This window comes from Mesorhizobium onobrychidis (assembly GCF_024707545.1).
GTDB lineage: Bacteria > Pseudomonadota > Alphaproteobacteria > Rhizobiales > Rhizobiaceae > Mesorhizobium > Mesorhizobium onobrychidis.
Window position 1 is genome coordinate 2,127,605 of sequence record NZ_CP062229.1, and the last position, 24,832, is coordinate 2,152,436.

A 24,832-nucleotide genomic window follows, 5' to 3' on the forward strand; every position below is an offset into this window, starting at 1 on the left:
CGGCACGGCCTAATGCTCGATCGGTCCTTTCGGCATGACGATCGCCGTTCCGGCGGTTGTCGGGCGTTCGATCATGCGACGGACGCGTGGCGGCTCGTCGCCGCTGTGCAGCGCCCGTACGCGCTCGCCGATAACAGCGTCGGCATGGGTGGCCCGCTTGTTGTGGCGGATGTATTCGAGCCATGTCGGCGTGTGATAGTGCTCGATCCATATTGCCGGATTTTCGAGATCGCGCGCCAGCGTCCAGTTGCGGGCGCCGTCACGGCGGCGGATGCGGCCGCGTTCAGCCATGGTGGCTAGGAATTCCGGCACGTCCTCCTCGCGAATGATGTACTCGATCATGATGGCGATGGGGCCGCTGCGCAGTTTTAGGTCGAGCGCAAGATGCGGCTCCTTGAAACGGTTCAGCGGATCGAGGTTGAGCACCGCCTGCTGCGGCAACGGCAACAACAGGCCAACCGCGGCGCCCGCCAGCATCGCGACAGCGGCCGCGATCAGCGCGAATTCGGCGCCATGCGCATCGGCGACGACACCCCAAATCCAGCTGCCGAGCGCGATGCCGCCGAAGGTCGCCGTCTGATAGACCGAGAGCACCCGGCCGACCACCCAGCGCGGCGTCGACATCTGCACGGTGACGTTGAAATGCGACAGCGCGATCACCCAGCAGGCGCCGCCGATGAACAGCCCGAGCGACGTCTGCCAGGCGTGGTCGCTGACGGCGGCATTGAAGGCGCAGAGCGCGAAGCCGGCGAATGCCATGCGCACCATCGTCTCGCTGGACAGGATCTGCCTCAGCCGGACGCTGATCAGCGCGCCGCCGACGGCACCGACACCGAAAGCACCGAGCATGATGCCGTAGGTCAAGGCATCGCCCTTGACGACATCGCGCGCCACCAGCGGCAGCAGCGCCAGAACCGCGCCGGCGCTGAAGCCAAAAGCCGCACCCCTGACCAGCACCTTGCCGATATTGGGCGACATGGCGACGTAGCGCAGGCCGGCGCCCATCGCCGCGCCCAGCGTCTCGCGCGGCAGTGTCGAGGCTGGCAGGTCCGGCTTCCAGCGGGCAAGCACGATGAGGAGCCCGACATAACTCAAAGCGTTGGCGGCAAAAGCCGCTGCAGCACCTGCGGCGGCAACGATGATGCCGCCGATCGCCGGGCCGACGCTGCGCGTCAGGTTGAAGCCCAAGGAGTTGAGCGCGACGGCCGCAGGCAGCTTGGCGCGCGGCACCATGTCACCGACAGAAGCCTGCCATGACGGGTTGTAAAGCGCCGTGCCGCTGTTGATCAGGAAGGCGAAGGCGAGCAGCGTCCACGGCGTCATCAAGCCAAGATAGGTGAACACGGTCAACAGAACCGAGATGACCAGCATGAAGATCTGGGCAATCAGCATGACCTTGCGCCGATTAAAGCTGTCGGCGATCGCACCGGCAACGAGCGCAAACAGCATGATCGGCAAGGTGGTCGAGGCCTGGACCAGCGCAACCTGATAGGACGAGGTGGCGATCGTGGTCATCATCCAGGCAGCGCCGACGCCCTGGATCAAGCCACCGAAATTCGAAACCAGACTGGCGGACCATACGGCGCGGAAAATGCCGTGCCGGAACGGCGCCAGCGCCGAGACGCGTTCGCTGTCCGGCTCGTCGTCGATCATGGATGCTTCCCCGACTTCAAATGCTGCGTTCTTCCAGAATCGGTGCCCTCATGCCGTCCCTTCAAAGTAGAGCATGACTTCGCAAAGGGCGAACGCCTTTTCAAAGAAGATCATGGTCCAACAATAAGATAGCGGTGGCTGGAACAGGTCAGCGGCCATTCTTGCAGGCCGCGTGAAGCGCTTCGGTGAGGTGGCCGACTTTCCGCCCCGCCGCGCCCCCTGCCTTCTGCCGTGAACCCATAAAACGCGAACGGCTGAGATTGGTGGGAAGCGGACTGGCGGCTTCAGGGAATTTGTCTTTGATTGCAGGCATCGGCCTGCGCTCGCATCGCTGCGAGCAACTTTCTCAGCGGACTCGGCAACAGAAGCCGCCTGCTCCAAGAACTCGGCCCGTTGGGCAAAAAATACTTAGCGACTTGACGAAGTTTTTGCTTGCGCCACCGGCAAATTGGGCGATAGTTAGCGACATGGCTAAGCATGATCTTGATCTCTCGCTGCTCTTCCACGCGCTCGCTGATCCGACCCGCCGGTCGATCCTGACCCGGCTCGCCGAAACACCTGCGCGGGTAACGGATCTGGCTGGGCCCACGGGACTGCGGCTGCCCACGGTGATGCGGCACCTTTCCGTGCTGGAGGAGGCAGGGTTGATCACCACGTCCAAGGACGGGCGGATACGCACCTGCGCCATCGTGCCCAAGGCCCTGGATCCGGTGCGGACATGGCTCGATGAACAGCGGGCCATCTGGGAGGCTCGGCTCGACCGGTTGGATGCATTTGTGATGAACGTGATGAAGGAAAGCGAAGAATGACACAGAACCTCGCTACAAACAGTGCGACCCGTGCGGTGCCTGATGATAGGAAAGGCCGCTTTGCGACGCTCACCTTCGAACGGGACGTGGCCGCGCCATTGGCCGTGCTGTGGGAGGCATGGACGGCCCCGGCCGCGCGGGCGAACTGGGCTGCGCCATCGCCCTCGGTCACCGTGGAGTTCCTGGAGGCCGACACCAGGGTGGGTGGACGCGAGGTCTCGCTCTGCAAGGTAGAGGGCCATCCGGACATCCGCTGCGAGTGCGGCTGGCTGGCGCTGCAGCCGGCGCTGTGCAGCGTGAATTACGAGGTGATCTCATCCGAAGGCGTGACGCAATCGGTCGCGCTGGTGACGGCGGATATCTCGGGCACGCACGAGCGCAGCCGGTTGGTCGTGACGGTGCAGCTTTCCTCGCTGGCGGAGGACATGGAGGCAGGCTATCGAGAAGGGTTTGGCGCGGGACTAGACAACCTCGCGGGCGCGGCTGAACGGACCATGGTGCTGCAGCGGGTGATTCAGGCGCCGCGGTCCGTCGTGTGGGGCGCCTGGATGAACTCTGAAACGCTGCCGCAATGGTGGGGGCCGGAAGGCTTCTCCTGTCGAACGAAGAGGATCGACTTGCGAACGGGCGGCGAATGGGTATTCGACATGATCGCGCCTGACGGCACGGTCTTCCCGAACCACCATCTCTATAACGAGGTCCGGCCCGAGGAGAGGATCGGCTATACGCTGCATTGGGGTGAAAACGGGCCGAAACATGCCGACGCCTGGGCCTCGTTCGAGGATCAAGACGGGGCAACGAAGGTAACGCTGGGCATGGTATTCAGCACGGCTGCCGAGTTCCAGGAGGCGAAGGGCTTCGGTGCCGTGGAACTGGGACTGCAAACTCTGGGTAAACTGGAACGCTTCGTCGCATCCCGCTGAAATGCTGCGACTTCCCGTCGGCCCGAATTAGGGCTTGTGGACGAGGTCCTCATCCATGTCGCGCCCGTCCTCATCGGCGACGGCATCCGCCTCTTCAGTCAGATGGGCATGGAGCCGGTCAGGCTGGAGAAGACCGAGGTCTCGGAAGCGGGGCAGATCACCAGCATGCGCTTCCGCTTCGCGGGATAGGGCCGAGAATTCACGAAGGGATACACGAAGAGGAGGGTTCTATGAGAAAACTGATCATATGGGACATGGTGACCGTCGACGGCTTCTTCGAAGGTCCGGACAGGGACATCAGCTGGTTCGTCTTCGAAGAAGAACTCGAGAACTACATTCGTGAGACCCAGGAAAAGGCCGACACGCTGATCTTCGGCCGCGTAACCTACGAGGTCATGGCAGCCTATTGGCCGTCCGAGCAAGGCTGGATCGCGGATTTCATGAACAAGATCGAGAAGGTGGTCTTCTCGCGCACGCTGAAAAGCGCCGACTGGAACTACACGAAGCTCTTCAACGGCAATGTCGCGGAAGAAGTCTCCAAGCTGAAGACCAGGGACGGCGGAGACATCTTCGTGTTCGGCAGCGCCGACCTCACGGCGACCCTGATGGAGCACGGCCTGATCGACGAGTATCACCTCGGGATCAACCCCGTCATTCTCGGGAGAGGCATGCCGCTCTTCAAGGGCGGCCCGAACCGGATACCCCTGAAGCATCTGGAGACGAGGACGCTCAAGTCAGGTGTTGTCATCCTCCATTACGCGCCGGAGAGCAGACAATGACGATCGATCCGCTCTTTCCCGTCAACTAGGCTTGTCGAAATGGGAGGGCCCGGGAAGAGGCGCGCTCCAGACGATCGGCGGCCAAGGGGCGTAGCTGCCATCACCTTAAATCTGTGAATGACCGCCTATGGGTATGGCGCGGCCGGCTCGGAACGGCTGAATTGGGGGCTTTTGCCGACAGGCTGCTTTCACATCGCGCCGGATTCTGATTCAGGGCTCACCATGAGCCGATATGACCTGACAGACTTGGAATGGCGCGTAATCGAGCCGCTGCTACCCAACAAGCCAAGAGGCGTGTTGATGATCGGCGCGTGCTGAACGGCATCTTCTGGGTGCTGCGATCTGGTGCGCCTTGGCGCGACCTGCCCGGGCGCTATGGCCCGCGCACCACCTGCTACAACAGCTTCGTGCGATGGCGGAAGGCAGGCGTGTGGGGCCGACTGATGGAGAGTATCACGGCTGCGCACGACGGCGAGAACTCAATGCGGCTGTGGCTCCGCGCTATGAGTCTACGGCCTAGATTTTTTACGAATGTCGTTGCCCAAAACCGCAGCGCTCTCTCGGGTCGAACGCCCCGGGGCAGCCCTTTGGGCGACATGCATTACCGATCTTCGAATCCGGTCAGCACGCCGACGGCGTTGATGCCGATTTCCTCGACGGCATAACCGCCTTCCATGACGAACAGCGTCGGCAGGCCGAGCTTGGCGATGCGACGGCCAATCTTGGGATAGTCGGCGCTTTTCAGCTTGAACTTGCTGATCGGGTCCTTCTCGAACGTGTCGACGCCGAGCGAGACGACAACGACATCGGGAGCGTAAGCCGCAAGTTTCGCGCAGGCGTCTTCCAGCGAAGCATTCCAGGCATCCCATGCGGTGCCGAACGGCAGGGGATAGTTGACATTGAAGCCTTCGCCGGGCCCGGAGCCGCGCTCGTCGGCATGGCCAAGGAAGAACGGATATTCGGTCATCGGGTCGCCATGCAGGTTCAGCACCTGCACGTCGCCGCGGCTGTAGAAGATCTCCTGCGTGCCGTTGCCGTGATGGTAGTCGACATCGAGGATCGAGACGTGCCTGGCGCCGTGGTCGCGGAACCATTGCGCGGCAACGGCGGCATTGTTGATGAAGCAATAGCCGCCCATGAAGGCAGCGCCGGCGTGATGGCCGGGCGGGCGGCAGAGCGCGAAGGCTGACGTCTCACCGCCCTTGACCAGAGCGGCCGCAGTCAGCGCCACGTCGTAGGATGACTTGATCGCCTCCCAGGTGCCTTTGACGAAGGTGGCGCCGCCGTCGAAGGAATAAAAGCCAAGCAGCGCATCGATGGTTTGGGGGCGCACATCGCCGCGCAAGCCGCGCGTCGGCCAGGTGAAGGGGATGGCCGAACCTGTTCGGCCCGACGCTTCCCAGAGCGGCCATACGGTCGGCAGGAAATCGATGTAGTCGCTGGTATGCACCTTCCTGGCGGCGGCGAGGTCGTGGGTCTCGGGTGGCAGGATCGGGCCGAGCTCGCTCTCCACCCTCGCCTTGATGAACTCGGCGCGCGAGGGCTTCTCGAAGGCCGGCACAATGGCGCCTGAAATCAGTTCGAAATTGCCGGCATGACCGGCGTGGAGAGGGGAGAAAACAGTCTTCATTTGGGCGGCTGGCTCGCTCTTCGAGTTGCGCATCTATCATTGACGGACTGCTTTGTGGCAGAGAGTTTCAGCGCCGCCAAGAGGCATTCCGGACCGCTGTTGCGAGTGGCAGCGGCCGGCTTGCCAGACGCCAATACTCTGCTAGCCTAAGCTCAAACGGGAGAAACTTATGCCGCCATCGGCCGATCTGATCGTCGAGAACGCCAGCATATTGACAATGGATCCCGATACTCCCCGCGCCGAAGCCATAGCCATCAAGGGCGGCGAAATCATTGCGATCGCAGATCGCGCGACCGTGCTGGAGCACAAGGGACCCGGCACGCGCGTCATCGATGCCGGCCGCGGCTCCGTCGTCCCCGGCTTCATCGAAGCGCATATGCATCTTTTCGCCGGCGCGGCCGAACTCGATCACCTCCAGCTGATGGGCGTCCACGGTTTCGAGGCGCTTTGCGACGCTATACGCCATTATGCAGCAAAGCGGCCGGACCTGCCCATTCTGCAGGCGCAAGGCGCCGACTACACCATCCTGTCGGCGACTGAGCGGGTCAGCCGCCATCACCTCGACCGCATCCTGCCGGACCGGCCCTTCGTCATGGCGGCGCCCGACCACCACACAATGTGGGCGAACACCAAGGCATTGGAACTGGCCGGCCTGCTGAGAGGCAAGCGGCTTGGTCCCGGCAACGAGATCGTCATGGGCGACGACGGGCTGGCCAGTGGCGAATTGCGCGAGGGCGAGGCTTTTGGGCCGTTGATCGCGCTGGCCGGCGAGGATCGCGTGCGGCTCGGCCTGGCCACTGGCGGCGAGCCGGACCCGAAGCCGACGCCGGCGGAGCAGGCCTCCGACCGGGCGATCATGCGCCGCGGGCTGGAATGGTGTGCCAGGCACGGCATCACATCGATCCAGAACATGGACGGCAATTTGCACCAGCTCGAACTCCTGTCCGAGATCGAGGCCGAGGGCGGCTTGCTGTGCCGCGTGCAGGTGCCGTTCCACTATAAGAATTTCATGACGCTCGACATGCTCGACAAAGCCTCAGTGATGGCTGAGCGCTACAATGGCGAATGGCTGTCGTCGGGCATGGTCAAGGTGTTCTACGACGGCGTGCTCGATTCATGGACGGCGGTGATGGTCGAGCCATATGCGGACCGTCCGGATTGGGTGGGCGAGCCGCTTTTCACGCCGCAGCAGTTCATCGACCTTGCCGTGGCTGTCGACCGGCGCGGGCTGCAGATGGCGGTGCACTCGATTGGCGACGGCGCCGTGCGTGTCGTGCTTGACGGCTATGACGCAGCGCAAAAGGCGAATGGCAGGCGCGACAGCCGGCATCGGGTCGAGCATATCGAGGTGGTCACCGCCGCCGACGTACCGCGTTTCGCGAAGCTTGGCGTCATTGCCTCGATGCAGCCACCGCATCCGCCGGGCAGCATGGGCTTGCCGCTGGAACCAACAGTGTCGCGCATCGGGCCCGCCCGCTGGCCGCTGAGCTATGCGTGGCGGACGCTGAAGAATGCCGGCGCGCGCGTCGTCTTCGCCTCCGATTGGCCGGTGTCGCCGATCGATCCGATCCTGGGCATTCAGGCGGCAATGCTGCGCAAACCATGGGCAGACAGCGATCCCGACCAGAGCTTCTCGCTGCATGAATCGCTCGGCGGCTATACGGTGGAAGGCGCCTATGCCGAGTTCATGGAGCACCGCAAGGGCCGCTTGAAGTCAGGCTTTGTGGCCGATCTCGTGGTGCTCTCAGGCGACATCGAGGCGACTGCGCCAGAAGCGCTGCATACGGTGCGGCCGGTGACGACGATCTGCGGCGGCAAGATCACTTACCAGGCCTGACGACGGCACGGGAATTGCGTTCTGGATCGACATTCAGATGTATGCTTGCCAAGCCATGCGCCGTGTGCTGACAATCGAGTGGGAACTGGATCCGCCCTGAAGAGCGGACACAAGAATGGGGTAATCGTGCCGGAACAACCGGGTAAAAGTGCAATTGAAGTTCGTGGCGTCCGCAAGGTATTCGGTACCGGGGAGTCACAGGTCGCCGCCCTCGACACGGTTTCGGTGTCGATCCGCGAAAATGAGTTCTTCACGCTGCTTGGTCCATCCGGCTGCGGGAAGACGACGCTTCTGCGGCTGATCGCCGGCTTCGATTTCCCGAGCGCCGGCGAGATCCTGCTGCATGGCCAGGACATCGCGCCGCTGCCGCCGTTCAAGCGGCCGGTCAATACCGTGTTCCAGAATTATGCGCTGTTCCCGCATATGACGGTGGCCGAGAACATTGGCTTCGGCCTCGAAATGCTCGGCAAGCCCAAGGCCGAAGTGAAGGCGCGGGTCGCCGAGATGCTGAAGCTGGTCAAGATGGAGGCGCTCAGCGGTCGCCGCACCAGCCAGATTTCCGGCGGCCAGCAGCAGCGCGTGGCGCTGGCGCGGGCACTGGCGCCGCAGCCGAAAGTGCTGCTGCTCGACGAGCCGCTGTCGGCGCTCGACTTCAAGCTGCGCAAGGAGATGCAGATCGAGCTGAAGCGGCTGCAGCACGAGACCGGCATCACCTTCATCTTCGTCACCCACGACCAGGAAGAAGCGCTGACCATGTCGGACCGCATCGCGGTGATGTCGTCGGGCAAGATCCTGCAGGTCGGAACGCCCTGGGATATCTACGACAAGCCGGCGGAGCGCTTCGTCGCCGACTTCATCGGCGAAACCAATTTCCTGACCGCGGCCATATCAGGAATGGGCAACGGCAAGGCAAGCGCAACGCTCAAATCCGGCGCCACGATCGACGCGACCGTGGCCGAGGGCTTTCAGCCGAAGGACAATGCCACCGTGGTGGTCAGGCCGGAACATGCCAAGCTGACCAGCGGCAAGGGCGACCTGTCGGGCACGGTCGAAAACATCGTCTATTTCGGCACCGACACGCATATCCATGTTCGACTGGACAGCAGCGAGTCCTTCACCGTGCGCCAGCAGAACACGCGCAGCGCCGGCTGCGGTTTTGAGCGGGGCGACAAGGTCGGCATTTCGATCGGCAACGACGCCGCACAAGTGCTGAGGGACTGATGGCGAGCGCGGAACAAGTCGCCAAGGACGCCGAACGCCGTGAAATCCGCGATCGCTGGCTGCTGTCGGCGCCGGCACTGATCATCATCTTTCTCGCGGCGACCGGCCCTCTGCTGATCGTCGTGATCTACTCATTCCTGACGCCGGGGCCCTACGGCGATGTGGTTTGGAAATTCTCCACGGACGGCTGGCTGTCGGTGTTGATGCAGCGCGACATCTTCGACGATACGCTGGCCTTCGCCGACGCGCATCTGTCGATCTTCTGGCGCTCGGCCAAGCTGTCGTTTATGACAACGATCTTCACGCTGCTCTTTGGCTTCCCTACCGCCTATTTCATCGCCACACGGCCCGCGCGGCAGCGCAACGTCTGGCTGTTCCTGATCACCATCCCCTTCTGGACCAATCTGCTGATCCGCACCTTCGCCATCCAGGAGGTGATCCGCAACGAGGGCATCGTCAACACGGTGCTCATCAAGCTCGGCATCATCAGCCAGCCGATCCAGATGATGTTCACCGATTTCGCGCTGATGGTCGGCATGACCTATGTCTATCTGCCGCTGATGGTGCTGCCGCTCTATGCCAGCATGGAGAAGATCGACTTCCGGCTGGTCGAGGCGGGTTACGACCTCTACGCCAACCGGTTCCAGGTGCTGAGGCGTGTCATCATTCCGCTGGTCAAGCCTGGCATCATCGCCGGCTCGATCCTCGTTTTCATCCCGGCGCTGGGCGCCTATGTCACCCCGCGCGTGCTCGGCGGGTCGAAGAATATGATGCTCGGCAATCTGATCGAGCTGCAGTTCGGGCAAGGCCGTAACTGGCCGCTCGGCTCGGCGCTGTCGCTCTCGCTGATGGCGATCGTGATGGTCGCGCTGCTCTTCTATGTCCGCTCCGCCGGGCGCCAGGGCGGCGCGCATGGCTAGCCGCTTCGACATTCGCCGGCAGACCGGCTTCACGACCATCGCGATGATCTGCTTTTTCGCGCTGTACCTGCCGATTGTCACGGTTGTCGTCTATGCCTTCAACGCCGGCAATTCGATCGCGATCTGGGAAGGCGTGTCGCTGCGCTGGTTCTACCAGGCCTGGAACAACAGCCAGGTCGTCGATGCCTCCATCCGGTCGCTGCAAATCGCTTCGGTCGCCGCGACTATTGGCACGATCGTCGCCACCATGGCTGCACTCGCTACGACCCGGACGAAACCCTATCCCGGCCTCGGCTTCAAATACGCCTTCATCAACCAGCCGCTGATGGTGCCGGAGATCGTCACCGCGGTGGCGCTGCTGATCTTTTTCTCTCGCATCAAGATCTGGACCGGCTATTCGGGGCTGGGCTACCTGATGGCCGCGCATACGGCCTTTTGCATTCCCTTTGCCTATCTGCCGATCCGGGCGCGGCTCGAGAACATGGATCTGTCGTTGGAGATCGCGGCGGCCGACCTCTACGCGACACCCTGGAAGGCTTTTCGGCGCGTCACCTTTCCGCTGCTCTGGCCAGGCATCCTTGCCGGGCTGATGCTGGCTTTCGTCATCTCGCTGGACGACGTCGTCATCACGGAGTTCGTCAAGTCCGGCGGCCAGGACACGTTGCCGACCTACATGCTCGGCCAGTTCCGGCGCGTTATCACGCCGGAAATCAACGCGATTTCGACGGTGTTCCTGCTGATCTCGATATTGATCGTCACCGTCTTCTTTTTCATCAGCAGGAAAAAGGATCAGGAGTGACAGGAGAAACAATGAAGTGGAAACTGACTGCGACGGCACTCAGCGCCGCGCTGTTCGCCTCGGCGGGTCTCGCCCGCGCCGATGGCGAACTCAACATCTACAATTGGGGCAACTACACCAGCCCCGACCTCATCAAGAAATTCGAGGAAAAATACAAGGTCAAGGTGACAGTCACCGACTACGATTCCAACGACACCGCGCTCGCCAAGATCAGGCAAGGCGGCAGCGGCTTCGACATCGTGGTGCCTTCGGCGAGCTTCGTGCCGATCTGGATTCAGGAAGGGCTGCTCTCGGAGACAGAGCCCAGCAAGATGGAGAACTTCAAGAACATGGACCCGAAATGGGTCGACGTTCCCTTCGATCCAGGCCGCAAATACACCGTACCGTGGCAGTGGGGCACGACCGGCGTGACGGTCAACACCTCCGTCTACAAGGGCGATCCCAACACTTCCGCCATCTTCATGGACCCGCCGCAGGAACTGGTCGGCAAGGTCAACGTCGTTCCCGAAATGGCCGATGTCATGCATCTCGCTATCAGATATGTCGGCGGCGAGCCCTGCACCGGCGACAAGGAGGTGCTGAAGAAGGTGCGCGATGCGCTGGTGGCGGCCAAGCCGAAATGGATCTCCATGGACTACGGCACGGTCGAGAAGTTCGCCAAGGGCGACTTCGCAGCCAGCGTCGACTGGAACGGCGCGTCCTTCCGCTCCCGCCTGCAGAACAAGGACATCGTCTATGGCTATCCGAAGGAGGGCTATCCGATCTGGATGGACAATCTCGCGGTGCTGAAGGACGCCAAGAACGTCGAAAACGCCAAGTTGTTCCAGAACTTCATCATGGATCCCGAGAACGCCGCGCTGATCTCGTCTTTCGCCCGCTACGCCAACGGCATCAAGGGATCGGAAGCCTTCATGCCTGAGGACATGAAAACGGCGCCGGAGGTCAACATCCCCGCCGAGTTCGTCGACAAGGGCAAGTTCATGCTGAACTGCGCGCCCGACGTGCAGGCACTCTACACCAGGATATGGACCGAACTGCAGAAGTGATCGCATTGTGACGGACCCGGCGGCGGGTGCCGCCGGGTCCGTTTTCATGTTTGCCGGGATGCATCTCATGACTTCCTACCGCAACACCGAACCGGTGCCGCCGATCATGCAGGGCTCGCCGCCCAAAATGGTGCCGCCGAAGCTTGACTGGGACAGGGGACCATGGAACCGCTGGGCGTTCCAGCACATCCGCGAAATTCTGCCAACCGTCGAAGTCTGGCGCGGCAATGGCCATCGCCGCCGGTTCGAGCGGACCGAGGTCGATCTCGATGCGCTGCCGGTGAGCGACAGCACGGGGCAGCCTACGACGCTGACCGGGCTGCTGGACGAAACCTATACGGACGGCTTCCTCGTGCTCAAGGACGGCAAGATCGCCTATGAGCGCTATTGCAACGGCATGACCGAGCGCACGCTGCATTTGTCGCAGTCGATGGCGAAATCGGTCACGGGCTCGGTGTTCGGCATACTGGCCGGGCGCGGGCTTATCGATCCTGCCTTGCCGGTGACGACCTATTTGCCGGAGCTGGAAGCTACCGGCTGGGCCGGCGCCAGCGTGCAGCATGTGCTCGATATGACGACCGGCGTGCGTTTTTCCGAGGAATACACCGACCGCTATTCCGATATCGGCCAGGTCGATGTCGCCAGCGGCTGGAAACCGGTGCCGCCGGACAGCGATCCGGCCTTCGAATGGCCGTCGCATATGTTCGAATTGATCCTGCGGCTCAAGGAGACAGGCCGGCCGCATGGCGCTGCCTTCGAATACCGTTCGATCGAGACCGACGTGCTCGCCTTCATCATGGAACGAATATCCGGCATGCGGCTGGCGCAGCTGGTTTCGGAGGAACTCTGGCAAAAGCTTGGCGCGGATGAAAGCGCCTGCTTCACCGTCGACAGTGCCGGCTACGCCATCGCCGACGGCGGCTTCAACGCCACGCTGCGCGACTATGGCCGCTTCGGCCAGCTGATCCTCGACAATGGCGGCGGCGTGGTGCCGGCCGACTGGGTCGAAGCGACGCGCAACGGCAGGCATGGACCGGACTTCAATCCCAGCCTGCCGGAAGGCAGCTACCGCAACCAGTTCTGGATCGAGGATCCGCGCTCGCGCGCGCTGATGTGCCGGGGCGTGTTCGGCCAGCTGATCCATATCGACTGGAACACGAGAATGGTGGTGGTGAAGCTTTCGAGTTACCCGGATTTCACCGACATCGCCTACTCGGTGGCGACGATGAAGGCCGTGCACGCGATCGCCGCCGCGCTGGCCTAAGTTCCAAAGAAAATCGAGAGGGAACGCCATGACCGGCAAGACCGCGTTCGAGACCAGACATGGCTTTGCCCGCAACCAGGTGCTGCTCGACAACTGGCGCGAAAGCCCGTTCAGCCGGTGGTCGTTCCAGAATGTCGGCGAGTTGGTGCCGAGCGTACGTGTCGCAGCCGTGCCGGGCAGTGGCGAAATACCGGTTCAGGATTTCGGTGGGCTGCTTGACGAAAAGGTCGCGCTGGCCGGCGGGCCGGAGACCGTTGCGGCCTTTCTCACGCGTTCCGATACCGACGCGCTGACAATCATGAAAGCCCGCAAGATCGTCGGCGACTGGTTTGCACCGCATATGCAGTTCGGCGCCCGCCACATCATCTTCTCGATCAGCAAGTCGCTGACCGCCATTCTGGCCGGCATATTGGAAGGCGGGGGGATTTTTGATCCGCAGGCTCCGGTGACCCACTATCTGCCGGAAGCTGCCGGCTCGGCCTATGGCGATGCCAGTGTGCGGCATGTGCTCGACATGACCGTCAGCCTTGACTTCGAAGAAGCCTATCTCGATCCGGAAAGCGCCTTTGCCCGCTATCGCCGCGCGACGCTGTGGAATCCGGGTGGCGGCACGGAAAGCCTGACCGATTTCATCCTGACGCTGCAGCGCCTTGCCGAGCCGCATGGCCGGACGTTCCGCTACCGCTCGCCCAATTCCGACCTACTCGGCATCCTGCTCGAGCGCGCGTCCGGCCAGTGCTTCGCCGAACTGATGCGCGAGAAATTGTGGCTGCCGCTTGGTGCAACGAGCGAAGCGTCGGTGACGGTCGACAGGGAAGGCACCGCGCGCACGGCCGGCGGCATTTCGGTGACGCCGCGCGACCTGGCGCGGGTCGGCGAGATGATGCGGCAAGGCGGCATGGCCAATGGCCGGCGCGTCGTGCCGGAAGCCTGGGTGCGCGACACTGTCAGCACAGGCGGAGACACTGAGGCCTGGCAGCGTGGCACGATGGCGTTCCTCTTTCCGCAAGGCCGCTACCGCAACAAATGGTACCAGACCGGTGCGGCAAGCGGCGCCTTCTGCGGCATCGGCATCCACGGCCAGTGGCTCTACGTCAATCCGACGGCCGAGGTCGTCATCGCCAAGATGTCGTCGCAGCCGGAGCCGGTCGACGAGCCGCTCGATCTCGACATGATTGCTTTCTTCGAGGCACTGACCCGGATGGTCTGAGCCGATCCAGACCGACCGCGATGGCAGCTTTCCTGTGGAGCTATTGGGCGGTTGAAGACGCCGCGGTTGGCGGAGCGACGCTCTGCGCCTATGGTCGCTGCTCTTTTCTACAGGACGGCAGGAACGACATGGCATCCGACATCAAGCGCATCGCAGCAATCATCGCAGCCGAGATCACTGCCCGGCCCGAACAGGCCGCGGCGGCGATCGGGCTGCTGGACGAAGGTGCGACGGTGCCGTTCGTGGCGCGCTACCGCAAGGAAGTCACCGGCGGCCTGGACGACACGCAACTGCGCCTGCTTGCCGAACGGCTCGCCTATCTGCGCGAGCTCGACGCGCGCCGCGACACCATCCTCGGTTCGATCCGCGAGCAGGGCAAGCTGACCGAAGAGCTTGAAACCAAGATCGCGGCGGCCGTCACCAAGGCGGAACTCGAAGACGTCTATCTGCCCTACAAGCCGAAACGCCGGACCAAGGCGGAGATCGCGCGCGAGCGTGGCTTGGGACCGCTGGCAGACGCTATCCTTGCCGACCGCGCGGCGGTGCCCGCCGAACTGGCGCTGGCCTACATCAGTGAAGAGGTGGCCGACGGCAAGGCGGCGCTCGAGGGCGCGCGCGACATCCTGTCCGAGCAGTTCGCTGAGAATGCCGATCTGGTCGGCAGACTGCGGACCTACATGAAGGAACGCGCCTTCATGCGGTCACGCGTCGTCGACGGCAAGCAGGAAGCCGGCGCGAAATTCTCCGACTATTTCGACCATGTCGAGCGCTGGGCCAATGTGCCGAGCCATCGCGCGCTGGCCATGCTGCGCGGCCGCAACGAAGAAGTGCTGTCGCTCGACATCGAGGTCGATGCCGACGACGCGTCTCCGGTGAAGCCGGTCGAACGGATGATTGCCGACGCCTACGCCATCGGCCGCCAGTTGCCGGGCGATCGCTGGCTGATGGAGGTGGCCGGCTGGACCTGGCGTATAAAGCTGTCGCTGCACCTGACGCTCGATTTGATGCGGGATCTGCGCGAGCGGGCCGAGGAGGAGGCGATCCATGTCTTCGCCCGCAATCTGAAGGATTTGCTGCTCGCTGCCCCGGCCGGCTCGCGCGCCACGATGGGGCTCGACCCCGGCATCCGCACCGGCGTCAAGGTGGCGGTTGTGGACGGCACCGGCAAGCTGCTGGCGACGACGACGGTCTATCCGTTTCCGCCAAGGAACGATGTGCGCGGCACGCAAGCCGAACTCGCAAAGCTCATCCGCCTGCACAAGGTCGAGTTGATTTCCATCGGCAACGGCACCGGCAGCCGCGAGACGGAAAGGCTGGTGACCGACATGCTGTCGGACATGCCGTCGGATTCTGGGCCGAAGCCGCTCAAGGTGATCGTCAGCGAAGCGGGTGCTTCGGTCTATTCCGCCTCGGCAACGGCGGCGGCGGAATTTCCCGGCCTCGACGTGTCGCTGCGCGGCGCGGTGTCGATCGCCAGGCGTCTGCAGGATCCGCTCGCCGAACTGGTCAAGATCGAGCCGAAGTCGATCGGCGTCGGCCAGTATCAGCATGACGTCGACCAGTATCGGCTCAGCCGCTCGCTGGAAGCGGTGGTCGAGGACGCGGTCAATGCCGTCGGCGTCGACCTCAACACCGCCTCGGCGCCGCTTCTGGCGCGGGTTTCGGGTCTTGGCGCATCGCTGGCCGAGGCGATCATTGCGCACCGTGACGCGGCCGGCCCCTTCGCCAGCCGCCGTGACCTGTTGAAGGTCTCTCGCCTTGGACCCCGCGCGTTCGAGCAATGCGCCGGCTTCCTGCGCATTCCCAACGGCACCGAACCGCTCGATGCCTCGGCCGTGCATCCGGAAGCCTATGGCGTGGCGAAAAAGATTGTAGCGGCCTGCGGACGTGACCTCCGTTCGCTGATGGGCGACAGTGCCGCTCTCAAGGCGCTCGATCCGCGTGTCTTCGTCGATGAGCGGTTCGGCCTGCCGACGGTCCGCGATATCCTGGCGGAACTGGAAAAGCCCGGTCGCGATCCGCGCCCCGGCTTCAAGACCGCGACCTTCGCCGACGGCGTCGATGACATCAAGGATTTGAAGCCAGGCATGCTGCTGGAGGGCACTGTCACCAATGTCGCCGCTTTCGGCGCCTTCGTCGATATCGGCGTGCATCAGGACGGCTTGGTGCATGTCTCGCAACTGGCCGACCGTTTCGTCAAGGACGCGCATGAGGTGGTGAAAGCCGGCGACGTGGTCAAGGTGCGCGTCGTCGACATCGACATCAAGCGCAAGCGCATCGGCCTTTCGATGCGCAAGGATGGTGACGGCGGTACACCGAAGCCGCGCGACAACGGCAACAGACCGGTGCCGCGCGCGCCGGCGCCGCTGCGTCAGGCGGAAAGGCCGGTGCAACAAGGCGCGTTCGGCGCCGCGTTGGCCGATGCGTTGAAGCGGAAGTAGCTACTTCTCCGGCGGCACATGGCCCAGCAGCCAGTCGCGAAAACTGGCGACCGGCGGATGGCCGCGCTTGTCGTGCGGCACGACGAGATAATAGGCGCTGCGGCTTTGCATCGGCCGACCCGGCGCCGGCACCAACTGGCCGCGCTGTAATTCGCCTGATATGAGCACCTGCGGCAGCAGCGCCACGCCGAGCCCGGCCATGCAGGCCTGGGCGGCGGTGCCGAATTGCTCGAACTGCATGCCCGGTCCGGTCGGCGCGCTCAAACCCTGATGTTCGAACCACTCGGTCCATGCGCCGGGCCGCGTCGCCATATGCAACAGCGGCAGGCGGCCGATATCGGCAGGTGTGGCAAGATCCCGGCCGGCCAGAAATTCGGGCGAGACCACTGGCACCACCGTCTCGCGCACCAGCAGTGTCGAGTCGGCGTCCGGCCAGTCGGGCAGGCCGAAATGGATGGCGGCGTCGAGCCTCTCGCGGGCGAAGTCGAAGCGGCCGATGCGAGTGACGAAATTGATGGTGATGTCGGGGTTGTTTTCAACGAAATCCGGGATGAGCGGCATCAGCCAGCGCGTGCCGAAGGTCGGCAGGATGGCGAGGTTCAAGATGCCACTATGCCGATTGCTCATCAATCCCAGGGCTGCATCGCGCAACTGGCCAAGGGCGGCGCGCACCGCTTCGGCATAAATCTCGCCTGCCGCCGACAGCCGGACATTGCGGCTGTCGCGTTCGAACAGCCGGCGGCCGAACTGGTCCTCCAGCAGCCTGATCTGGCGGCTGACGGCGCCTTGAGTCAGATCAAGCTCCTGCGCGGCGGCGGTGAAGCTGCCCAATCGAGCCACCGCCTCGAAAGCGGCAAGGGCGCTGATACCAGGCAGAAGGCGGCGCTGAACGTTCATGATCCATTACTAGTGCTCATTGATCGCCGAAGCAATTTCGTTTGATTTTTTCAAGCCGGGAGCCGATAAGCCGCGCACTTCATGATTTTTGTTTATGCATGTCGTTATCCTAAAACCGCCGAACATTTTTGGGTAACATGCAAGAGTTTGGAGACCGAGAGCCATGGCCGCCGACAAGAACGCATTCGTCTGGGATGATCCTTTCCTGATCGAGAACCAGCTTTCGGAAGACGAACGGATGGTGCGTGATGGCGCATCGGCATTCGCCGCCGACAAGCTCGCCCCCAGAATCGAGGAAGCCTATCTCGAGGAAAAGACCGATGCCGGGATCTTTCGCGAGATGGGCGAGGCGGGTCTGCTCGGCATTACCATCCCGGAAGAATATGGCGGGCTCGGCGCCAACTACGTCACCTATGGGCTGGTGGCGCGCGAAGTCGAGCGTATCGATTCTGGCTATCGCTCGATGATGAGCGTGCAGTCGTCGCTGGTGATGTATCCGATCCATTCCTATGGCTCGGAGGCGCAACGCAAGAAGTACCTGCCGAAGCTGGCGTCGGGCGAATGGATCGGCTGCTTCGGCCTGACCGAGCCGGATGCCGGTTCCGACCCCGGCGGCATGAAGACGCGGGCCGAAAAGACGGCGAACGGCTACAAGATCTCCGGCTCGAAAATGTGGATTTCCAACGCGCCGATCGCCGATGTATTTGTCGTCTGGGCAAAGTCGGCCGCGCATGGAAACGAAATTCGCGGCTTCGTCCTGGAAAAAGGCATGAAGGGGCTGTCGGCACCGAAGATCGGCGGCAAGCTGTCGCTTCGCGCATCGATCACCGGCGAAGTGGTGATGGAAGGCGTCGAGGTCGGCGAAGATGCGCTGCTGCCCAATGTCTCCGGCTTGAAGGGGCCGTTCGGCTGCCTCAACCGGGCGCGTTACGGTATCTCATGGGGCGCGATGGGCGCGGCGGAGGATTGCTGGCACCGGGCCCGCCAATACGGCCTCGACCGCAAGCAGTTCGGCAAGCCGCTGGCCGGCACGCAGCTTTTCCAGAAGAAGCTCGCCGACATGCAGACCGAGATCGCTCTGGGGCTGCAGGCCAGCCTGCGCGTCGGGCGGCTGATGGATGAAGGCAAGATGGCGCCGGAGATGATCTCGATCGTCAAGCGCAACAATTGCGGCAAGGCGCTCGACATTGCCCGCCAGGCCCGTGACATGCATGGCGGCAACGGCATCCAGATCGGCTACCATGTCATGCGCCACGCGCAGAACCTGGAGACGGTCAACACCTATGAGGGCACGCATGACGTGCATGCGCTGATCCTCGGGCGGGCGCAGACGGGATTGCAGGCGTTTTTCTAAGCCGGCCATGTCCTTCGCTTCGTCATCCTCGGGCTTGACCCGAGGATGACGAAGACGCGAGGGCTTTCGCCAATCGCAGACGCTGGAGGCCGGTGGTGGCCAGTCGTATTAAGCGAAATTGCAGCATTCAATAGCCGCTTAAATTAGGTGCACCGCAACATCTCTGCTTGGAGAATGGCCAGCATTTGTGTCAGGGTTCGGCGAATTCGTTTGAAACGCCGACTTTCGAGGCCCCATGGCAATTCTGGCAGCCGTCTACCACCTGACCCATTACAAATATGACCGGCCGGTTGTTCTCGGCCCTCAGGTCATCAGGCTGCAGCCGGCGCCGCATTCCCGCACCAAGGTGCTCAGCCATTCGCTGAAGGTCGAGCCGGCGAACCACTTCGTCAATCTGCAGCAGGATCCCTACGGCAACTTCCTCGCCCGCTTCGTGTTTCCGGAACCGGTGACGGAGCTGAAGATCGAGGTCGACCTCGTCGCCGACATGACGGTCTACAATCCGTTCGATTTTTTCGTCGAGCCGTCGGCCGAGATCTTTCCGTTCGAATACCCGGAAGAGATCAGCGCCGATCTCGCCATCTACCGGACGCCGGAACCGGCCGGACCGCTGCTGTCGGCGTTCCTGCAAACCATCGATCGCCACCCAACCAACACCGTCAATTTCGTCGTCGACCTCAATGCGCGCCTGCAGCGCGAGATCGCCTATATCGTGCGCATGGAAACCGGCGTTTTTTCGCCGGAGGAAACGCTGGCCGCCAAGAAAGGCTCGTGCCGCGATACGAGCTGGCTGCTGGTGCAGATCCTGAGGAACCTCGGCATCGCCGCGCGCTTCGTTTCCGGCTACCTGATCCAGCTGAAGCCCGACCTCGTCGCGCTTGACGGTCCGCCCGGCACCGCCGTCGACTTCACCGATCTCCATGCCTGGTGCGAGGTCTACCTGCCGGGCGCCGGCTGGATCGGCTTCGACCCGACCTCCGGACTGCTCACCGGCGAAAGCCATGTGCCTCTCGCCGCAACGCCGCATTTCCGCAACGCCGCGCCCATTTCCGGCATGGCGAGCTTCGCCAATGTCGAGTTCGGCTTCGACATGCGGGTCGATCGCATCGCCGAGCATCCACGCATCACCAAGCCGTTCTCCGACGAAAGCTGGCAGGCGCTCGATGCGCTGGGCAACCAGGTTGACGCCGCGCTGGAAGCCGGGGACGTGCGGCTGACCATGGGTGGCGAGCCGACCTTCGTGTCGATCGACGATTTCGAGGCGGAGGAGTGGAACACCGCCGCCGTCGGCCCGACAAAACGCGAAAAGGCCGATGCGCTGATCCGCCGGCTGCGTGAGCGTTTCGCGCCCGGCGGCTTCCTGCACTACGGGCAGGGCAAGTGGTATCCGGGCGAAAGCCTGCCGCGCTGGACCTTCTCGCTGTACTGGCGCGCCGACGGCGAGCCGGTGTGGAGCGACCCGTCGCTGATCGCACGGGAAAACAGCGAAGCAGATGAAGCAGGCGAAGCAGATGTCGGGCCGAAGCAGGCTGAAGGCCTGCTGACGGCGATTGCTGATGAACTCGGCATCGACAAGACCATGGTCAGCGAAGCCTATGAGGACCCGGCCGAGTGGCTGCTCAAGGAAGGCAAGCTGCCGGAGAATGTCGATCCGTCCAATTCGAAGCTGGAGGACCCCGAGGAGCGCAGCCGCATGGCGCGGGTGTTCGAACGCGGCCTGACCAAGCCGTCGGGCTATGTGCTGCCTGTCCAGCGCTGGAACAGCCAGGCGTCGGGACCGCGCTGGCGTTCGGAGAAATGGAAAACGCGGCGCGGCAAGCTGTTTCTGGTGCCGGGCGATTCACCGGTCGGCTACCGCCTGCCGCTGGGCACGCTTCCCTATGTGCCGCCGGCGCAGTTCCCCTACATCGTGCCGGTCGATCCTTCCCTGCCGCGCGGGCCATTGCCGGCGCGCGAGGCTATTTTGCCTGAAGCCGCTCCGTTGCCGGAGGCTGCACCGGCCGAACTTGAAGGCGCCGACGAAATGGCACGCCGCCAGCAGGCGGCGTCATTCACCGCCGCGACCGGCCAGCAGGACCGTGTCGAACAGGAGATCACCGAGATTGGCGGCGCGGTGCGCACCGCGCTGTCGGTCGAGCCGCGCGACGGACGGCTTTGTGTGTTCATGCCGCCGGTCGAGGCGCTGGAAGATTACCTCGAACTGGTCGCGGCGGCCGAGAACGCGGCAAAGGCTATCGGCCTGCCGGTGCATATCGAGGGCTACAGCCCGCCGCACGATCCGCGCCTCAACGTCATCCGCGTGGCTCCGGATCCCGGCGTCATCGAAGTGAACATCCATCCGGCTGCGAACTGGCAGGACTGCGTGGCGACGACCACAGCGATCTACGAGGAGGCGCGGCAGACGCGGCTTGGCGCTGACAAGTTCATGATCGACGGCCGCCATACCGGCACCGGCGGCGGCAACCATGTCGTCGTCGGCGGCGCGACACCTAACGACAGTCCGTTCCTGCGTCGCCCCGACTTGCTGAAGAGCCTGGTGCTGCAATGGCAGCGCCGTCCGTCGCTGTCCTATCTGTTCTCAGGCCTGTTCATCGGCCCGACCAGCCAGGCGCCGCGTTTCGACGAGGCGCGCCACGATTCGCTCTACGAGCTCGAGATCGCGATGGCGCAGGTGCCGCATCCGGATAAGGGTCAGGCCCCGCTGCCGTGGTTGGTCGACCGGCTGTTCCGAAATCTTCTGACCGACGTGACGGGGAACACCCACCGCTCGGAAATCTGCATCGACAAGCTGTTTTCGCCGGACGGGCCGACCGGCCGGTTGGGGCTGGTCGAGTTCCGCGGCTTCGAAATGCCGCCCAATGCGCGCATGAGCCTCGCGCAGCAATTGCTGGTGCGCGCCATTATCGCCCGCGCCTGGAAGAACCCGCTCGATGGCCGCTTCGTGCGCTGGGGCACGTCGCTGCATGACCGTTTCATGCTGCCGCACTATGTCTGGGCTGACTTTCTCGATGTGCTGGACGACCTCAAGCTGAACGGCTTTGAATTCCGTCCCGAATGGTTCGACGCGCAGCTCGAATTCCGCTTTCCGTTCTGCGGCGAGGTCCAGCATGCCGGCATCAAGCTGGAACTGCGGCAAGCGCTGGAGCCATGGCATGTCATGGGCGAGCAGGGCGCCATCGGCGGCACGGTGCGCTTCGTCGATTCCTCGGTCGAGCGGCTGCAGGTGAAGACGGAAGGGCTCAACCCGGAGCGTCATGCCGTCGTCTGCAACGGCCGCATCGTGCCGATGAAGGTGACCGACACCAGAGAGATCGCGGTGGCGGGGGTCCGCTTCAAGGCCTGGCAGCCGGCATCGGGCCTGCATCCCGCGCTGCCGGTCAATACGCCGCTGGTCTTCGACATCTACGATCACTGGTCGGGCAGGGCGGTCGGCGGCTGCGTCTACCATGTCGCGCATCCCGGCGGGCGCAGCTACGACACCTTCCCGGTCAACGGCAACGAAGCGGAGGCGCGGCGGCTCGCCCGCTTCGAACCGCGCGGCCATACGCCGTCCGGCTACGTGCTGCGCGACGAACAAGCCTCTGAGGATTTCCCGATGACCCTTGACCTGCGGCGGCCTGCAAGACTCTGATCAGCCATGGCAAAGGGGAATCACAAGAAAATACGCGGCAGGCCGCACAACCTGCTGGAGCACTACCAGCCGATCGACGGCGTCGTCGACGAGATGGTCGATGCATCAGGCAATCCCCGTCCGGTCTGGAAGGAGTTCATCGAGGCACTGGAAGAACTGGGGCCCGAAAAGCTCGCCCAGCGTTTCGCCCGCGCCGACCAGTATCTGCGCGACGCCGGCGTCTATTACCGCGTCTATGACAAGGCCGGCGCTAATGAGCGCGAATGGCCGCTGGCGCATGTACCGCTGCTGATCGAGGAGCAGGAATGGGCCGCGATCAGTGCCGGCCTGGTTCAGCGGGCCGAGCTGTTCGAGGAAACGATCGCCGATATCTACGGGCCGAACCGCCTGGTCGAGAAGGGCATCCTGCCGGCGGGGCTGATCGCGGCCAGCCCGGAATATTTGCGGCCGGTCGTCGGCACCAGACCGGCCAGCGGCCATTTCCTGCATTTCTGCGCCTTCGAGCTCGGCCGTGGACCGGACGGCCGCTGGTGGGTGCTGGGTGACCGCACGCAGGCGCCGTCGGGTGCCGGCTTTGCGCTGGAAAACCGCGTCGCCACCACGCGCGCGCTGTCCGACATCTATGGCGAGATGCATGTGCACCGTCTTGCCGGCTTCTTCCGTCGCTTTCGCGACGCGCTGAACGGCATGGCCAAAGTATCAGGCGGCCGTGTCGCCATCCTGACGCCGGGGCCGCTAAACGAAACCTACTACGAACATGCCTATATCGCCCGCTATCTCGGCATCATGCTGCTCGAAGGCGAGGATCTGACCGTCTCCGGCGGCCGGCTTATGGTGCGCACCGTTTCGGGGTTGATGCCGGTCAGCGTGCTTTGGCGGCGGCTCGACGCTGCCTTCGCCGATCCGCTGGAGTTGCGGCCGGATTCGCAGATCGGCACGCCGGGGCTGGTCGAGGCGATCCGCCGGGGAGCGCTTTCAGCCGTCAACGCGCTCGGCTCCGGGCTGATGGAAACGCGGGCGCTGTTCGCCTTCCTGCCGAAGATTTCGCGCGAATTGCGCAACGAGGAGCTTCTCTTGCCGAGCGTCGCGACATGGTGGTGCGGGCGGGACGCAGAACGTGACCATGTGCTGGCTAACCTCGACCGCATGGTGATCGGTCCGGCGCTGTCGACACGGCTTGCCTTCGAGGACGACGATTGCACCAGGCTTGGCTCGGCGCTGGTTGCCGGGGAGCGGGCCGCACTGATAGCCCTGATCGAGCAGAACGGCGGCGACTTTGTCGGACAGGAAGCGGTGACGCTTTCGACCACGCCGGTCTATGTCGGCGGCTGGCTGGAGCCGCGGCCAGCAGCCCTGCGCGTCTATCTGGCGCGAACACCGGAAGGCTGGACGGTGATGCCCGGCGGTTTTGCCCGCGTCGGCTTCTCGCTCGACCCGACGGCCATCGCCATGCAGCGCGGCGGCCAGGCGGCGGATGTGTGGGTGGTCAGCGACAGACCGGTGGAGCGCGAGACGCTGCTGCCGCAAGAGCGGGACAGCTTCACCCGTACCTTGCCGGGCAGCCTGCCCAGCCGCGCGGCGGAAAACCTGACGTGGCTCGGCCGCTATATCGAGCGATCGGAAGACACGGTGCGCATCTTGCGCGCCTATCACGTGCGGCTGGCCGAGGCCTCCGACCCGGATATGCCGCTGCTTGCCGATATCAGAGATTATCTCGAACCGTTCGGCATCGACGTCGAAACCGCGATCCCGCCGGGGCTGATCGGCACCTTGGACAGCGCCGTCTACAGCGCCGGACAAATCCGCGACCGCTTCTCGCCCGATGGCTGGCTGGCGCTGAAGGATCTGTCGAAGACCATTCATCAATTCGCGACAACGGTTGCGCCGGGCGATGACGCAACGCGGGCGATGACGGTCATCCTGCGCAAGCTCGCCGGGTTTTCCGGCCTGCTGCATGAAAATATGTACCGCTTCACCGGCTGGCGCTTCCTGGAGATCGGCCGGCGGTTGGAACGCGGCATCCAGATCGCCCGCACGCTGGCCCGGTTGACCAGGACTGCGGCGCCGGACGGCGCGCTCGACATGATGCTGGAGATCGGCGACAGCGTCATGACCCACCGGCGGCAGTATCCGGTGCAGGCCGGCCGGCGCACGGTGATCGACCTCCTGGTGCTCGATCCGCTCAACCCGCGCTCCATCCTGTTCCAACTCGAGCGGCTGAAGGCCGAAATCGCACTGTTGCCTGCTGTCGGCGGCGAGGGGCACATGTCGCCGGCGGCGAAAGAGATCCTGCAGCTCAACACGGCAATCGCCATCAAGGAGCCCTCGGACATGACGGCGCAGGCCCTGGCCGATCTCGCCAACGAGATCGGCGGCCTCTACAACAGCCTCGCCAAGGCCTATTTCGGCTAAGGGCGG

The 24,832-nt window shown here is 63.6% G+C and carries 18 protein-coding genes and 1 pseudogene; 16 read left to right on the forward strand and 3 right to left on the reverse strand.

From position 1 onward, the window contains the following. Nucleotides 1-9 precede the first annotated feature (9 nt). Complete coding sequence (locus tag IHQ72_RS10500) at nucleotides 10-1,653, reverse strand: MFS transporter (RefSeq protein WP_258122380.1); 1,644 nt, start codon at nucleotides 1,651-1,653, stop codon at nucleotides 10-12. 467 nt (nucleotides 1,654-2,120) lie between these two features. Here IHQ72_RS10500 and IHQ72_RS10505 point away from each other — a divergent pair, with 467 nt between their 5' ends. The 5 genes and pseudogenes from IHQ72_RS10505 to IHQ72_RS10525 form a co-directional block, all read left to right on the forward strand. Next, the gene (locus IHQ72_RS10505; protein ID WP_258122382.1) at nucleotides 2,121-2,462 is read left to right on the forward strand and encodes an ArsR/SmtB family transcription factor; all 342 of its coding nucleotides are present in this window, start codon (nucleotides 2,121-2,123) and stop codon (nucleotides 2,460-2,462) included. Continuing rightward, on the forward strand, nucleotides 2,459-3,385 hold the full coding sequence (locus IHQ72_RS10510) for an SRPBCC family protein (RefSeq protein WP_258122383.1): 927 nt from the start codon (nucleotides 2,459-2,461) through the stop codon (nucleotides 3,383-3,385). The genes IHQ72_RS10505 and IHQ72_RS10510 overlap by 4 nt, the downstream gene beginning before the upstream one ends. Before the next feature lie 36 nt (nucleotides 3,386-3,421). Continuing rightward, complete coding sequence (locus IHQ72_RS10515) at nucleotides 3,422-3,574, forward strand: dihydrofolate reductase family protein (RefSeq protein WP_258122384.1); 153 nt, start codon at nucleotides 3,422-3,424, stop codon at nucleotides 3,572-3,574. A gap of 41 nt (nucleotides 3,575-3,615) precedes the next feature. Next, nucleotides 3,616-4,164 carry a dihydrofolate reductase family protein gene (locus IHQ72_RS10520; protein WP_258122385.1) on the forward strand — a complete coding sequence of 183 codons (549 nt, stop codon included), beginning with the start codon at nucleotides 3,616-3,618 and terminating at the stop codon, nucleotides 4,162-4,164. A 222-nt stretch (nucleotides 4,165-4,386) separates the two neighbouring features. Next, nucleotides 4,387-4,640: pseudogene (locus tag IHQ72_RS10525) on the forward strand (transposase); the annotation flags it as partial. A 125-nt stretch (nucleotides 4,641-4,765) separates the two neighbouring features. Here IHQ72_RS10525 and IHQ72_RS10530 read toward each other — a convergent pair. Beyond that, a complete protein-coding gene (locus IHQ72_RS10530; RefSeq protein ID WP_258122386.1) occupies nucleotides 4,766-5,794 on the reverse strand; it encodes a histone deacetylase family protein in 1,029 nt (342 codons plus the stop codon). Between the two features lie 169 nt (nucleotides 5,795-5,963). On the opposite strand from IHQ72_RS10530, the gene IHQ72_RS10535 reads away from it, so the two are divergent. From IHQ72_RS10535 to IHQ72_RS10570, 8 genes are all read left to right on the forward strand, one after another. Next, entirely contained in the window at nucleotides 5,964-7,631 is a 1,668-nt protein-coding gene (locus IHQ72_RS10535) for an amidohydrolase (RefSeq protein ID WP_258122387.1), read from the forward strand. Between the two features lie 126 nt (nucleotides 7,632-7,757). Then, complete coding sequence (locus tag IHQ72_RS10540) at nucleotides 7,758-8,852, forward strand: ABC transporter ATP-binding protein (protein ID WP_258122388.1); 1,095 nt, start codon at nucleotides 7,758-7,760, stop codon at nucleotides 8,850-8,852. Continuing rightward, on the forward strand, nucleotides 8,852-9,772 hold the full coding sequence (locus tag IHQ72_RS10545; RefSeq protein ID WP_258122389.1) for an ABC transporter permease: 921 nt from the start codon (nucleotides 8,852-8,854) through the stop codon (nucleotides 9,770-9,772). The genes IHQ72_RS10540 and IHQ72_RS10545 overlap by 1 nt, the downstream gene beginning before the upstream one ends. Next, a complete protein-coding gene (locus IHQ72_RS10550) occupies nucleotides 9,765-10,571 on the forward strand; it encodes an ABC transporter permease (RefSeq protein ID WP_258122390.1) in 807 nt (268 codons plus the stop codon). Before IHQ72_RS10545 ends, IHQ72_RS10550 begins: the two co-directional genes overlap by 8 nt. An 11-nt stretch (nucleotides 10,572-10,582) precedes the next feature. Then, nucleotides 10,583-11,617, forward strand: a complete 1,035-nt coding sequence (locus tag IHQ72_RS10555) for an ABC transporter substrate-binding protein (RefSeq protein ID WP_258122391.1) — start codon at nucleotides 10,583-10,585, stop codon at nucleotides 11,615-11,617. Nucleotides 11,618-11,684: 67 nt separating this feature from the next. Continuing rightward, nucleotides 11,685-12,881 (forward strand): serine hydrolase domain-containing protein, encoded by a 1,197-nt coding sequence (locus IHQ72_RS10560; protein ID WP_258122392.1) that lies wholly within the window; start codon nucleotides 11,685-11,687, stop codon nucleotides 12,879-12,881. Between the two features lie 28 nt (nucleotides 12,882-12,909). Further along, nucleotides 12,910-14,091, forward strand: coding sequence for a serine hydrolase domain-containing protein (locus tag IHQ72_RS10565; protein ID WP_258122393.1), 1,182 nt, complete (start codon nucleotides 12,910-12,912; stop codon nucleotides 14,089-14,091). A gap of 128 nt (nucleotides 14,092-14,219) precedes the next feature. Beyond that, nucleotides 14,220-16,532 carry a Tex family protein gene (locus IHQ72_RS10570; protein WP_258123795.1) on the forward strand — a complete coding sequence of 771 codons (2,313 nt, stop codon included), beginning with the start codon at nucleotides 14,220-14,222 and terminating at the stop codon, nucleotides 16,530-16,532. Here IHQ72_RS10570 and IHQ72_RS10575 read toward each other — a convergent pair whose 3' ends face one another. Continuing rightward, nucleotides 16,533-17,429 carry a LysR family transcriptional regulator gene (locus IHQ72_RS10575; protein ID WP_258122394.1) on the reverse strand — a complete coding sequence of 299 codons (897 nt, stop codon included), beginning with the start codon at nucleotides 17,427-17,429 and terminating at the stop codon, nucleotides 16,533-16,535. It abuts the gene before it with no gap. A 163-nt stretch (nucleotides 17,430-17,592) separates the two neighbouring features. Here IHQ72_RS10575 and IHQ72_RS10580 point away from each other — a divergent pair, with 163 nt between their 5' ends. The 3 genes from IHQ72_RS10580 to IHQ72_RS10590 all read left to right on the forward strand — a co-directional run bounded on the left by IHQ72_RS10580 (nucleotide 17,593) and on the right by IHQ72_RS10590 (nucleotide 24,826). Beyond that, nucleotides 17,593-18,783, forward strand: coding sequence for an acyl-CoA dehydrogenase (locus IHQ72_RS10580; RefSeq protein WP_258122395.1), 1,191 nt, complete (start codon nucleotides 17,593-17,595; stop codon nucleotides 18,781-18,783). A gap of 235 nt (nucleotides 18,784-19,018) precedes the next feature. Beyond that, complete coding sequence (locus tag IHQ72_RS10585; RefSeq protein ID WP_258122396.1) at nucleotides 19,019-22,414, forward strand: transglutaminase family protein; 3,396 nt, start codon at nucleotides 19,019-19,021, stop codon at nucleotides 22,412-22,414. Nucleotides 22,415-22,420: 6 nt separating this feature from the next. Then, entirely contained in the window at nucleotides 22,421-24,826 is a 2,406-nt protein-coding gene (locus tag IHQ72_RS10590) for a circularly permuted type 2 ATP-grasp protein (RefSeq protein WP_258122397.1), read from the forward strand. Nucleotides 24,827-24,832: the final 6 nt, after the last annotated feature.